The organism is Kitasatospora sp. NPDC048286, assembly GCF_043201735.1.
GTDB lineage: Bacteria > Actinomycetota > Actinomycetes > Streptomycetales > Streptomycetaceae > Kitasatospora.
Genome location: NZ_JBICZE010000008.1, coordinates 310,760 through 322,823, shown reverse-complemented (window position 1 = coordinate 322,823; position 12,064 = coordinate 310,760). Strand labels below are relative to the sequence as shown.

At 75.8% G+C, this 12,064-nt stretch carries 12 protein-coding genes; 5 read left to right on the top strand and 7 right to left on the bottom strand.

From position 1 onward, the window contains the following. The first annotated feature begins 59 nt into the window (after window positions 1-59). Window positions 60-1,217 (top strand): hypothetical protein, encoded by a 1,158-nt coding sequence (locus ACGF13_RS21455; protein WP_392877374.1) that lies wholly within the window; start codon window positions 60-62, stop codon window positions 1,215-1,217. A 130-nt stretch (window positions 1,218-1,347) separates the two neighbouring features. Beyond that, window positions 1,348-1,536, top strand: a complete 189-nt coding sequence (locus ACGF13_RS21450) for a hypothetical protein (RefSeq protein WP_392877372.1) — start codon at window positions 1,348-1,350, stop codon at window positions 1,534-1,536. 69 nt (window positions 1,537-1,605) lie between these two features. Here ACGF13_RS21450 and ACGF13_RS21445 read toward each other — a convergent pair whose 3' ends face one another. Next, window positions 1,606-2,472 (bottom strand): NAD(P)H-binding protein, encoded by an 867-nt coding sequence (locus ACGF13_RS21445; RefSeq protein ID WP_392877370.1) that lies wholly within the window; start codon window positions 2,470-2,472, stop codon window positions 1,606-1,608. An 81-nt stretch (window positions 2,473-2,553) separates the two neighbouring features. Here ACGF13_RS21445 and ACGF13_RS21440 point away from each other — a divergent pair, with 81 nt between their 5' ends. Further along, on the top strand, window positions 2,554-3,465 hold the full coding sequence (locus tag ACGF13_RS21440; RefSeq protein WP_392877368.1) for an AraC family transcriptional regulator: 912 nt from the start codon (window positions 2,554-2,556) through the stop codon (window positions 3,463-3,465). A 155-nt stretch (window positions 3,466-3,620) separates the two neighbouring features. On the opposite strand, the gene ACGF13_RS21435 is transcribed toward ACGF13_RS21440, so the two are convergent. After that, window positions 3,621-4,271, bottom strand: coding sequence for a DUF4937 domain-containing protein (locus ACGF13_RS21435; RefSeq protein WP_392877366.1), 651 nt, complete (start codon window positions 4,269-4,271; stop codon window positions 3,621-3,623). A gap of 179 nt (window positions 4,272-4,450) precedes the next feature. On the opposite strand from ACGF13_RS21435, the gene ACGF13_RS21430 reads away from it, so the two are divergent. Continuing rightward, window positions 4,451-5,461 carry a GlxA family transcriptional regulator gene (locus ACGF13_RS21430; RefSeq protein WP_392877364.1) on the top strand — a complete coding sequence of 337 codons (1,011 nt, stop codon included), beginning with the start codon at window positions 4,451-4,453 and terminating at the stop codon, window positions 5,459-5,461. Window positions 5,462-5,491: 30 nt separating this feature from the next. Next, the gene (locus ACGF13_RS21425; RefSeq protein ID WP_392877362.1) at window positions 5,492-6,244 is read left to right on the top strand and encodes an MBL fold metallo-hydrolase; all 753 of its coding nucleotides are present in this window, start codon (window positions 5,492-5,494) and stop codon (window positions 6,242-6,244) included. 39 nt (window positions 6,245-6,283) lie between these two features. Here the strand turns inward: ACGF13_RS21425 and ACGF13_RS21420 are convergent, their stop codons facing one another. The 5 genes from ACGF13_RS21420 to gcvPA form a co-directional block, all read right to left on the bottom strand. After that, the gene (locus tag ACGF13_RS21420; RefSeq protein ID WP_392877360.1) at window positions 6,284-6,937 is read right to left on the bottom strand and encodes a GntR family transcriptional regulator; all 654 of its coding nucleotides are present in this window, start codon (window positions 6,935-6,937) and stop codon (window positions 6,284-6,286) included. 101 nt (window positions 6,938-7,038) lie between these two features. After that, a complete protein-coding gene (locus ACGF13_RS21415; protein WP_392877358.1) occupies window positions 7,039-7,785 on the bottom strand; it encodes an SDR family NAD(P)-dependent oxidoreductase in 747 nt (248 codons plus the stop codon). 62 nt (window positions 7,786-7,847) lie between these two features. Continuing rightward, window positions 7,848-9,023, bottom strand: coding sequence for an ATP-NAD kinase family protein (locus tag ACGF13_RS21410; protein WP_392877356.1), 1,176 nt, complete (start codon window positions 9,021-9,023; stop codon window positions 7,848-7,850). Beyond that, window positions 9,020-10,618: an aminomethyl-transferring glycine dehydrogenase subunit GcvPB gene (gcvPB, locus tag ACGF13_RS21405; RefSeq protein ID WP_392877354.1), complete on the bottom strand. Its 1,599-nt coding sequence runs from the start codon at window positions 10,616-10,618 to the stop codon at window positions 9,020-9,022. Before gcvPB ends, ACGF13_RS21410 begins: the two co-directional genes overlap by 4 nt. Then, window positions 10,615-11,973 (bottom strand): aminomethyl-transferring glycine dehydrogenase subunit GcvPA, encoded by a 1,359-nt coding sequence (gcvPA, locus tag ACGF13_RS21400; protein ID WP_392877352.1) that lies wholly within the window; start codon window positions 11,971-11,973, stop codon window positions 10,615-10,617. The genes gcvPB and gcvPA overlap by 4 nt, the downstream gene beginning before the upstream one ends. Window positions 11,974-12,064: the final 91 nt, after the last annotated feature.

Sequence of the window (12,064 nt, the reverse complement as noted above, 5' to 3'; positions counted from 1 at the left end):
CGTCGGCCCCGCCCACCGGCCCCGCCCACCGACCCCGCACCCCGTCCCGGGAGGCCACCATGGACCTCGCCATCCTCACCCCGCTGCTCGACCGCCCCGGCCCCTGGGCCACCGTGTACCTCGACACCTCCCGCGCCACCGAGGACGCCGCCCGGCGCCGGGCGCTGCTCGACCGCGCCGCCGTCCAGAGGCTGGCCGACGCCGGGGCCGACGACTCCGCCCGCGCGGCCGTCCGCGACCACCTGGCCGCGGCACCCGCCGCAGGGTCCCCGCCCGGGCGGGCGCTGTTCGCGGCGGACGGCGAGGTGGCGCTGGACGTCCCGCTCGCCGCCTCCCCGCCCGACGTCGCCGCCACCTGGGCCCCGCTCCCGCACACCGGTCCGCTGCTCGGCCTGCTGGACGACGCGGTGCCCGCCTGCCTGGTCGCCGCCGTCGACCGCACCGGGGCGGACCTGGAACGCTACGAACTCGGGCGCGGCGCGCCGATCGGCACCGTCGAGGGCCCGCAGTGGCAGGGCCGGGGGCACCGCGCCCCGCCCGCCGACCGCTACGAGTGGCACTACCGGCACCGGGTCGAGGACACCTGGGAACGCACTGCGGGGATCGTCGCCGAACACCTCGGCCGGACCTGGCCGCGCGGTGGCGCCCAGCTGCTCGTCCTCACCGGCGGAACCAGGGAACGCCGGGCCGTCCACGACCGGCTGCCACCCCGACTCCGTGCGGTGACCCTTGAGTTGGACGGCGGCACCGGAGCCGCCGGCACCTCCCGGGAGGCCTTCGAGCGCCGTCTCGGCGAGGCCTGGGCCCGGCACCGCGCCCGGCACCTGGCCGAGCTGCTCGACGCCTTCCACACCGGCGTCGGCCGGCCCGGCGACCACCGTACCGACGCCGCCGGCACCCAGACCGCGCCCGGCCAGGCCGCCCAGGGCATCCCCGCCGTACTGAGTGCCGCCCGGCAGCACCAGCTCGCCGCACTGCTCCTCCAGACCGGCGGCCACGACCCCGAGCGCCCGGTGTGGACCGGTCCCGAACCCGAGCACCTCGGCGTCCACCGGGCCGACCTGCGCGACATGGGCGTCCGTCACCCGGCCCAGGCCCCCGCCGCCGACGCCCTGCTGCGCTCCGCCACGGCCTCCGGCGCCGAGGCCGTCCTCGTCCCCGAACTCGCCGACGGCCCACCCGGCGGCCTCGGCGCGGTGCTGCGCTGGCCCGCCTGAGCCGCGCCGCCTGTTGCCCGCTCCGGTGGTCAGGCCCGCCGTGGCGCCACGGGACCACCGCGAACCGGTGGCCACGCGCCGCACCGAGCCCCCGCGGTCCCGGCTTCGTCGAGGCCGCGACGCCCGTGCCGTGGCCGAGTTCCGGGCCCAGCAGGAGAGCGGTTCCCGGACCCCGGTGCTCGATGTCGTCGTCGACCCGGCGAGTGGCGCGAACGCCCTGGTCTTCCTCACCCGCTACGCCACCGCGAACAGCATCCTGGTCGGCCGGGACGAGAACGGCGCGGGCGTCGGGATCTTCTGCTCCAACTTCGACGGATGAGGCGCGACCGCGGCCCGGGCGGCGGCCCTTCCCGTGCGGGGGGTTCGGCGGGCAGCGGGCGCCCGCCGCTCACCGGAACTCCGCGGCGTGCTCGGCCGCCCAGGCCCGGAAGTCGCGCGGCTGCCGCCCGGTGATCTCCCGGACGGTGTCGGTGACCGGCTCCGGGTCGTCGATGCGGGCGGCCAGGAAGTCGAGTGCGCCGTCGGTGATCGGGGCCGGCCACCCGCCGGCCAGCATCCGGTCCCGGGCGGCCGCCCGAGGGATCTCCTGCCAGCGGGCCGGCCGCCCCGCCTCCTCGCCGATGATCCGGACCTGTTCGGCCTGGGTGGGCGAGTGCGGCCCGGTCAGGACGTGGCGGGCGCCGTCGTGGCCGTCCTCCGTGAGGACCCGGGCGGCGACCTCGGCGATGTCCCGTTCGTCGATCGGGTTGAGCCCGGCCTGCCCGCCGAACCCGCGTACCACCCCGTCGGCGCGGATCTCCGGGGCCCAGCGCAGCGCGTTGGCGGCGAAGCCGTACGGCCGCAGCACGGTGTGCCGCACGCCGCTGCGCAGGAGCAGCGCCTCGATCTCGCCGTCCGGCCGCCCCGGCGAGTGCGGTCCGGCCCCGGGGACGTCCCGCACGGCGGCCGAGGAGAGGTAGACGATCCGGCCGACCTGCCCGGCCAGCGCCTCCACCGCCCGTGCCGCGCCGTCCGCGGTCGGGAACGGCCAGATCAGGAAGGCCGCCGCGGCGCCCCGCGCCGCGGCCACCAGCGAGTGCGGGTCGCGCAGGTCCCCCGGGACGGCCCCCGCCCGTCGGGCCCGCTCCGCGTCCCGGGTCAGCGCCCGCACCCGTACGGCGGCGGCGGTGAGCCGGGGCACCAGGTGGCGTCCGACCGTTCCGGAGGCGCCGGTCACGAGGATCCCGGGCGCTGCGTCGGTTCGTGTTTCCGTCATGCCCCCGACCGTAGGTCCGCGGGCCGCGGCCGCCCATGCGCACGGGTCTCGCGTTCCTGCGTGATCGTCTACTGTCGTGCGGTGGACGTGTTGAGCGACGTGGTCGCGACGCTGCGGACGGGGGAGCCGCGCTCGGCCCGGGTGGCCTGGCGGGCGCCGTGGGGCCAGCGCTTCCCGGGGGCGCCGGGGGCGGGCTTCCAGGTGGTCCTGCGTGGGTCCTGCTGGCTGCTCCCGGAGACGGGTGGGCCGGTCCGACTCGCCGCCGGGGACGTGCTGTTCCTACCGCGCGGCCAGGGCCACGCCCTCGCCGACCACCCCGGCACCCCGCTCGCCGCACCGCGCTGCGAGCCGCCGCCGCAGCCGTACGGGAGTGCCGGGGCCGACCTGCCGGAGCCGGACACCGTGACCCTCTGCGGCGCCTACCAGCTCGACCCGGTGCACGCCCACCCGCTGCTGCGGGACGTCCCGGACGTCCTGCACCTGCCCGCCCGACCGGGGCGCCACCCGGAACTGCACGCGGCGGTGGGCCTTCTCGCCGGGGAGCTGGAGAGGCCGCGCCCCGGCGCCGCCGCGGCCGTCCCGGCGCTGCTCGACACGCTGCTGCTGTTCATCCTGCGGGCATGGTCGGAGCAGTCGGCGGGCGGGCCCGAGCACGGCTGGGCGGCCGCCCTCGCCGACCCCGCGCTGGGGCGTGCCCTGCAGGCCGTGCACGCCGACCCGGGCCGGGCCTGGACGGTCGGGTCGCTGGCGGCCGAGGCCGGCCTGTCCCGGGCGGCCTTCGCCCGTCGCTTCACGGCCGCGGTCGGCCGGCCGCCCCTGGGCTACGTCACCTGGTGGCGGATGGCGCTGGCCGCCCGACTGCTGCGGGACTCCGACCTCCCGCTCGGCGCGCTCGCCGCCCGGGTGGGCTACACCTCGGAGTTCGCCTTCTCACACGCCTTCAAGCGCCACCACGGACTCGCGCCGGGCCGCTTCCGCGGTGCCTCCGCCTGACCGCCCCGCCGCCCGCTGCCCTGCTGAACGGCGGCAACCCGAGCGTCGGCCAGGAGCCGGGTCGGCCGGCGCGGGTCGGCCGGGAGCAGTCGGCGGGGACAACGGGCGGAGCCGGGGAGACCGACGCGACTCCTCGGCCCGTCGCGGTGGGTGCGTCATTCCGTGGTGGCCGCCGGCTCGGGCACGACGCGCCAGGTGGGTTCGAGGGGGAGCAGGTGGCCCGTCAGCGTTCGGACGTCGGCCGGGACGTCGGCGCGGGCGAGGAGGGCCGGGAGGTGGTGGACGGTGTACGCGTGGTGGGCGGCGGGGGTGGCCCAGAGGGTGGTGACGAGGTAGCGGTCGGGAGCGAGGCGGGTGACGGTGCCGCCGAGCATGCCGTCCGCCGCGGCCATGCCCGGGGCCCAGACCTCGTGTTGGACGGCGAGGAAGTGGTCGGCGCGGCCGGGGCGGAGGAGACAGTCGGCGGCGCGCAGGGTGGTGGCCCGGGCGAGGGCGGCTGGGAGGGAGGGGGCCGCGCCCGGCATGGTGAGCACGACCGGGCCGGTGGCGACCGCGATCTCCGTGTAGCCGGCGCGCTGGTCGGCGTGGGCGGCGGCCGGGTCGTGGCGTTCGCGCATGAAGCGGGCGTACACGGGCTCGTCGCTCCACAGGGCGAGCAGGAGGGCCCGGTCGCCGTCGGGTGCCCAGCCGCCGGCCTGGCCGATCAGGCCCGGCTGGTCGGAGATCGCCGACCAGCGGCGCTGGCCGGCGGCGAACGCCTCGCGTGCTCCGGGTCGTACCCGGCAGTCGATCCACTTGCCGTACATGCGGGTCATCATGCTGCGGTGAGGCGGTCGGGCGTCAATCGGGCGCTGGTCCGGAGGAGGGTCGGGCCGGAGGCGTAGGGCCGGTGGCCAAACAGCGGCGGGCAGCGGCCCGGGTAGTGGCCGAATCCTGCAGAGTCCCGTCATTGCCGCCACCGGCGCCGCCGGGCGAGGGTAGGGGCATGAACGACGCACCTCGCCTGCCGCATCTGGTCGTGATCCCGGTGTTCCCCGGAGTGAACGCGCTGGACGTGACCGGGCCCGCCGAGATCCTCGCGCTGGCCGGACGGCTGCTGCCGCCCGGGCGGCCGGGGTACGACGTGCGGGTGTGCGCGGAGCGGCGCGGTCCGGTGGCGACCTTCTCGGGGGTGCCGCTGTACGTGACCGACACCCTGGCCGAGCAGCGGGTGGGGCCCGACACCGTACTCGTGCCGGGGCGGGTGGACCTGGGGCCGGACGGGCCGGTGCCGCAGGTGGACCCGGCGGTGGTCGGCTGGCTGAGGGAGGTCGGGTCACGGGCCGGGCGGATCGCCTCGGTGTGTGCGGGCGCGCACGTGACGGCGGCGGCCGGACTGCTGGACGGGCACCGTGCGACCACCCACTGGGCGACCGCCGAGCGGCTGGCCGCCGACCACCCGGCCGTCGAGGTGGACGCCGACCCGGTGTTCATCCGCTCCGGGCGGATGTGGACCAGCGCCGGCCTGACCACCTCGATGGACCTCACCCTCGCGCTGGTCGCCGAGGACCACGGCGACGACCTGGCCCTGGAGATCGCCCGGGTGATGGTGATGTACCTCCAACGCCCGGGCGGACAGAGCCAGTTCAGCGTCCCGCTGGCCCACCGTACGGGCGGCCGGGCGGACCTGGGCGACCTGCGCCGCTGGATCGGCGAGCACCTGGAGGCCGATCTGTCGGTGCCCGCGCTCGCCGCGCAACTCTCCATGAGCGAACGGAACTTCGCCCGGGTCTTCCGCGCCGAGACCGGCACCACGCCCGGGATGTACGTGGAGGCGCTGCGCGTGGAGGCCGCCCGCAGGCTGCTGGAACGCAGCGACCACCCGCTGCCGGGCGTCGCCCGGGCCTGCGGCTTCGGCTCCGTGGAGACCCTGCACCGGGTGTTCAGGGACCGGCTCTCCACCACGCCGGGGGACTACCGGCGCCGCTTCAGAATTCCCGTAAAGAACACTGACTGACCGTCAATTCACCAGCTGAGAAGGAACACTGTGAAGATCGAGGCCACCCACATCGGAACCGCGACCGTCCTGCTGGAGGTCGGCGGCCTGCGGCTGCTCACCGACCCGGTCTTCGACCGGGCCCCCGCCGAGTACCGGCACGACCCGGTCGTGCTGCGCAGCACCGGCGGCCCGGCGCTGGGCGTGCACGAGCTGCCGCCGGTGGACGCCGTGCTGCTCAGCCACGACGAGCACCCGGACAACCTGGACGCCACCGGCCGCACCCTGCTCGCCGGGCGTCCGGTGCTGACCACGGTCAGCGGCGCGGCCCGGCTCGGCGGCGGCGCGCTCGGCCTGGCCCCGTGGCAGACCCGCGAGCTCACCGTGGACGGCCGTACCCTGCGGGTGACCGGCACGCCCGGCCTGCACGGGCCGGTCGGGGACGTCACCGGGTTCGTCGTCGAGGTGCCGGGCGAGCAGGAGGCGCTGTACGTCTCCGGGGACACCGTCCACATCCCCGAACTGGACGAGGTGGGGCGGCGGTTCCGGATCGGTACGGCGCTGCTGCACCTCGGCGCCGCCCGGATCGAGGCCTTCGGCGGCGGCGAGCTGATCACCATGGACGCGGCGCAGGCCGCCGCGCTCACCGCCTCGCTCGGCGCCCGCCGGGTGGTGCCCGTCCACTACGCCTCGTGGGAGCACTTCACCGAGGGGCGGGCGGAGACCACCGCGCGGTTCGCGGCGGCGGGCCTGGCCGACCGGCTGCACTGGCTCACCCCGGGCGTCGCCGAACAGCTGGGCTGACGGGCAGGTGACCGACCGGCCGGTGGGCCGAGGGGCCGTTCAGACCGCGGCGACCGGGGGCAGGCGGTCCAGGATGCGTTCCATGCCGCTGGTCCAGTTGGCCTCCAGCGCGGTGACGGCCTGGTCGAGGTCGCCGTCCAGCAGGCACTGGGCGATCCGTTCGTGCTCCTCGGCGGCGCGTTCCAGGATCTCGTGGTCGCCGACCACCACCCGCTCGTAGCGGTGCAGGGTGAGCTTCAGCGAGTCGATCATCTCGCGCAGCCGGGCGTTGGTACAGCCGGAGAGCAGCAGGGCGTGCCAGGCGTCGTCGTAGCGCTCTATCGTGCCGTGCGGGGCCTGGGGGGCGGAGAAGGCGCGGGCCTCGGCGAGCAGTCGGGGGGCGATCTCGGCCAGGTGGGCCGGGTCGGAGGTGCGCAGGGCCAGCGACTCCAGGGCGATCACGATCGCGGTGAGGTCGAGGAACTCCTGTTTGCCGGTGGGGGCGAAGCGGAAGCCCTTGCCGCGCTCGCTGGTGATGATGCCCTCGCGCTCCAGGCTGATCAGGGCCTCGCGCAGGGGCGTCCGGCTGACGCCCAGTTCCTCGGCGAGCTGGACCTCGTTGATCGACTCGCCGGGGGTGAACCGGCCGCGGCCGAGCTGCTCCAGCAGTTCGTCCTTCACCTGCTCGCGCAGCGGACGCCGCTCGATCGCCATCAGGCTTCCCTTCTTCCCTCGGTCCGTAGCGTACCGGCCGGGCGACGCACGCCGTCGCCCGGCCGCCGTACGGGGCTGCGGTGCTGTACGGTGTGCGGTCGTCAGGCGGTGCCGGCGCCGTCCACGGCGATGACCGCGCCGCTGACGAAGGCGGCGGCGTCGCTGGCCAGGAAGGCGACGGTCTGGGCGATGTCCCGGGGTTGGCCGATCCGGCCGAGCGGGCGGTCGGCGGCGTCGGTGTAGAAGGCGTCCGGGTTCTCGCCGAGCTGGCGGGCCTCCTCGGCGAGCATGCCGGTGTCGGTGTCGCCCGGGCAGACGCAGTTGACCCGGATGTTGTCCGGGCCGTGGTCGATGGCCATCGCCCTGGTCATGTTGACCACCGCGCCCTTGGAGGCGCAGTAGGAGACGGCCCGGCCGCCGCCCTTGATGCCCCAGCCGGAGCCGGTGTTGACGATGCTGCCGCCGCCGTTCGCGGCCATCAGCGGCACCACCAGCCCGCTGAGCAGCATGATCGAGCGGACGTTGACGGCCATCACCAGGTCCCAGTCCTCGTCGGTGATCTCGGTGACGGTGGAGCGGCGGATGATGCCGGCGTTGTTGAACAGCACGTCCACGCCGCCGTGTCGTTCGACGGCGGTGCGGACGGCGTGCTCGCAGTCGGGGCGCCGGGAAACGTCGCAGCGGACGAAGGTGCCGCCGATCTCCTTGGCGGCCCGTTCACCGCGCTCGGTGTCGAGGTCGAGGAGGACGACGGCGGCGCCGAGTTCGGCGAGCAGGGTGGCGGTGGCCCGGCCGATGCCGGAGGCGGCGCCGGTGACGATCGCGCGCTTGCCGTGCAGGTCGATCATGGGGGCTCCTTCAACTGGCCCGGGGGAGACGGGGGTTCAGGCGGGTAGGCGGGTAGGCGGGTTCAGGCGGAGAGGCGGTAGACGGCGCCGGAGCGGCGGCCGGTGATCACCCGGACGTGGCCGGCCAGGGCGTCGTCCAGTTCCGGGTCGCCGGTGTCCAGCAGCAGGGGCCGCCCCGCCAGGGCGGCGAGCTTCGCCTCGGTGGCGAGCACCAGCAGCCGCTCCCGGCCGGCGGCGCGCAGCAGTTCGGGGGTGAGCTGCTGGTTGCCGCGGCCGAGCAGGAAGCCCTGGCCGCCGATCGGGGAGAGCGCGATGTGCGGGGTGGTGGGCAGGGTGCGCAGCTGGTCGGCGCGGGCGTCGCGGATCAGCACCCGGGCGGCGGTGGCGAGGCCGTCGGCGTGGCCGGGGCCGAGGGCGCCCTCGGGGCCGAGCCGCAGCAGGTCGACGCCGGTCAGGCTGGCGCCCGGTGCGCCGAGTGCGGTGGCCACCGCGTAGGTGGTGCTGCCGGGCCCGAGGAGCAGCAGCCCGCCGGGGCCGACCCGTTCGGCGACCTCGGTGGCGATGCCGGCCGGCGTCCCCGGGTCGGGCCCGGAGCTGCCGGTCTTGCGCTGCTGCACCCGGGCGGGCAGCACCGGGACGGTCAGCCGGCCGTACAGCCGGGCGGAGACCCGGCCGGCCCGCAGTGCGGCCTCGTCCCGGTCCACCACCTCGGCGGCCTCCAGGCGCACGCCCCGGCCGGCCGCCCAGGCCGCCGCGACCTCGGCGGCGGCCCGGGGGTGGACGGCGAAAACGGCGGAGTGCATCTTGACCCCGGCCGGGATGCCGAGGGCCGGCAGGCGGGGCTCGGGCCCGAGCGCGTCCAGGACGTCGCGGGCGGTGCCGTCGCCGCCGCAGAACAGCAGCAGCCCGGCGCCGGCCGCGACCAGGGCGCGCACCGCGGCCCGGGTGTCGGCGGCGGTGGTCCGCGCCCCGGCGGACCGGTGGACGATCCGCGCGGGCCGGCCGGCGGCCCGGGCGGCGTCGGCGCCCATCGGCCCTTCGGCCGTGATCAGCTCGATGTCCGACGGGAGTTGACGAAGCATCAGTTCGGCCCGGGCGAGGGCCTGGGGGCGGGCCCCGAGCGCCAGCGCCCGCCGCTGGACCTCGGCGCCGTCGCTGCCCTGGAGGCCGACCCGGCCGCCGAGGCCGGCCACCGGGTTGACCACGAGCCCGATCCGGGCGCCCGGGGCGGGCGTCACGGCTGCTCGCCGAGGACCTTGCGGCGGTAGGCGCGCCAGCTGACCGCCCAGACCGCCGGATCGTCCAGCGGCTCGTGCCGGATCCGGTGCACGGTGGAGTGGTGCGGCGCGGTGCGGACGGTCTCCGGGTCCTCGTACGCCTCTCGGGCGACCTCGGCCAGGATCGCCGCGTACTCGTCCAGGTCGGCCCGGGAGTAGGACTCGGTGGGCTCCAGGGTCATCGGCTCGGGGACGACGTACGGGTGGTGGCTGGTCCAGTAGTGGGTGCCGAAGTCGGCGGCGCGGTAGCCGAGGTCCTCGCTGTGCAGGCCGGTGTCCTCGTTGAGCTGCTGCCAGCTGTAGCGGACCTGCTCGACCCGGGGGCGGCCCTCGGCGTAGGGGACGGAGACGCCGCGGATCTGCCGCACCCGGTGCAGCAGGTAGTTGTTGTTGAGCACGGCGGTCTCGGCGACCTCGCGCAGCCCCTCGGTGCCCAGCGACATGATCCAGGCGTAGGCGCGCACCAGGTTGGGCACGACACCCAGGTACGGGCGGATCTTGCCGACCGAGTCGGGCCGGTCGTCGTCCAGGACGTACCGCTCGCCGTCGAACTCGACGGTGGGGCGCGGCAGGTAGGGCGCCAGCTCGGCGGTGACGCCGCAGGCGCCGGCCGCCGGGCCGCCGCAGGCGTGCGGGGTGGAGAAGGTCTTGTGCAGGTTGAAGTGGCACAGGTCGAAGCCGGCCTCGCGGGCCCGGGTGATGCCGAGGATGCCGTTGGCGTTGGCCTGGTCGTAGGCGCACAGGCCGCCGGCCTCGTGGACGATCCGGACGAACTCGGCGATCCGCGGGTTGTAGATGCCGGTGTCCTCGGGGTTGGTGATGAGCAGCGCGGCGGTGCGCGGGCCGACGGCGGCGCGCAGCGCCTCGATGTCGGGGTAGCCGTCGGCGTCCGGGTGCAGGGTGATCACCCGGAAGCCGGCGGTCTTGGCGCAGGCGGCGTTGGAGGGGTGGGAGAAGGCGGTGGTGATGATCTCGTCGCGCTGCTCCAGCTCGCCGCGGGCGGCGTGGTGGGCGCGGATCACCGAGACGTTGGTCCAGATCGCCGCCGAGCCCGCGCCGGGCTGGAGGCTGACCCGGTCCATGCCGGAGATCTCCTTGAGCAACTGCTCCAGCCGGTGGACGAGTTCGAGCACCCCTTGGACGGTGGAGGCGTCCTGCGCCGGGTGCAGGGCGGCGATCCTGGGGTCGCGGACGAAGGTGTCGTTGACCTTGGGGCTGTACTTCATGGTGCAGGTGCCCTGGCCGACGTCCACGTTGAGGTCGGCGCCCAGGTTCTCCTGGGAGAGCCGCAGGTAGTGCCGGAGCACCTGCTGCTGGCCGAGTTCGGGCAGGGCGGGCGGTGTGCGGCGGCGCAGCGCGGCGGGCAGCCGCTCGGCCGGGTCACCGACGGCGGCGGTGACGGCAGGCTCGGGCAGCGGGGGCAGGATGCCGCGCTCGCCGGGGGTGCCCAGCTCGAATATCAGCTTCTCGTCCCAGCGGGCCTGGTGGAAGCGCCGCAGGGCCGGTTTGGGGGCGATGCGGGGGTCCACCGGGGCGGAGTCATGGCTGGTCGTCACTTGACGGTCTCCTCAAGCGCGTCGGCGAGGCGGTCGATGTCCGCCGCGGTGTGCAGCTCGGTCACGCAGAAGCGGCCCTCGTCCGGGCCGGCCGGGGTGCCGCCGTGCAGGCCGTGGGCAAGCAGGGCCTCGGCGATCTCGGCGGCGCCGCGCTCGCCGGTGTAGCGGACGGTGAAGTCGGCGAAGTGCACGGCGTGCGGGTCGGCCAGTTCCACGCCGGGGACGCGGGCCAGGCGCTGCCGGGCGTAGGCGGTGTTGGCGAGGATCGTCTCGCCGATCTCGCGCATGCCGTGCGGGCCCATCAGGGCGAGGTAGACCCCGGCGGCGATGCCGTGCAGGGCGGCGGCGGTGCCGACCCACTCCTTGCCCTCCTCGCGCAGCGCGAAGGAGGTGCGCTCGTACGCGACGTCGCCGAAGCCGTACTCGCCGGGGACGTCGGTGGGGGTGAGGCCGAACAGCCGGCTCGGGTACTCGGCGACCAGGCGCTCGTCGTCCGGGCTGCCGATGAAGCCGGCGTTGCCGCCGCCGAAGCTCGGGTGGATGCCGAGCGGCTGGAGGTCGCCGCAGGTGAGGTCGGCGCCGAGGTCGGCGGGCGGGGTGAGCACACCGAGGCTGAGCGGGTTGACGTGGGCCACCGCCAGGGCCCCGGCCCGGTGGGCGAGTTCGACGTACTGCGGCAGCTCCTGGTCCACCCGCCCGCGGTGGTCGGTCAGTTGGGCGTAGACGGCGGCCACGTCGCCCTCGGCCAGCGCGGCCCGGACGGCGGCGGGCTCGGCCGGGACGGGCACCAGCTCGTGGATGCCCCGGACGTAGTCGTGGATCCGGGAGAGCCGGTCCGGGTCGATCGCGCCGACCAGCACCAGCCGGCGCCGCCCGGTGGCCCGTCCGGCCATCCGCAGGGCCGTCGCGGCGGCCTGGAACCCGTCGTACGTCGGCACGTTGACGACCTCGACGGCCAGCAGCTCGGCCATCAGCGACTGGTACTCCCACAGCGCCTGGAAGCGGCCGTGGTCCTCGTACGGCTCGCCCGCGTAGGCGGTGAGGAACTCGCTGCGGTTGACGATCTCGTCCACCACGGCGGGCACGTGGTGGCGGTAGCAGCCGGCGCCGAGGAAGCTGCGGCCGGGCGGGACGGCGGTGTTGCGGGAGAGCAGCTCCTCCATGTGCGCGACCAGCCGGGCCTCGGAACCGAGCGGTTCGGGCAGCCGCAGCGGGCGGTCCAGTCGGAGGGCGGCCGGGATGTCGGCGTAGAACTCCTCGACGTCCTGGGCGCCGACCGCCGCCAGCATCGCTTTCCTCACCTGCGGCGCGGAGTTGGGGATGTACGGGTGGGTTCGGGGGACGCGTGTGCTCATGCTGGCACCTTCCGCGATTTCAGTCACAAGCCTTGACGGGGTTGTGAATGCTGAGTTCTGTATACAGCATTCGGCATTCACCAGTCGGGAG